Source organism: Mammaliicoccus fleurettii (genome assembly GCF_003970575.1).
In the GTDB taxonomy this organism is placed as follows: Bacteria; Bacillota; Bacilli; order Staphylococcales; family Staphylococcaceae; genus Mammaliicoccus; species Mammaliicoccus fleurettii.
This window is the reverse complement of the sequence record NZ_RXWZ01000207.1, coordinates 1-243: the sequence shown is the minus strand read 5'-3', so window position 1 is coordinate 243 and position 243 is coordinate 1. Positions and strand designations below refer to the sequence as shown.

Here is a 243-nt window from a genome sequence, read left to right as displayed (position 1 = left end):
CAACAATTAAAAAATTCGATTCAACAATTATCACAGTTAGATAAAGAGATGGTTGAATTATCTCAACAACTCGAATGTTTCGAAGTTATATGTTCAATTCCTGGTATTGGAGAACTAACAGCGGCTATGATTATAGGTGAACTAGGAGATATTACAAAATTTAAATCCAATAAACAATTAAATGCCTATGTCGGTATTGATATCAAAAGATATCAATCTGGTAACACTCAATATAGAGACACT

Annotated in this window: 1 protein-coding gene; it reads left to right on the top strand. The window is 30.5% G+C overall.

The genetic code is table 11. The features are described from left to right. Positions 1–243, top strand: a 243-nt coding sequence (locus tag CD129_RS12335) for a transposase (protein WP_144437022.1), incomplete at both ends; no start/stop codon positions are given.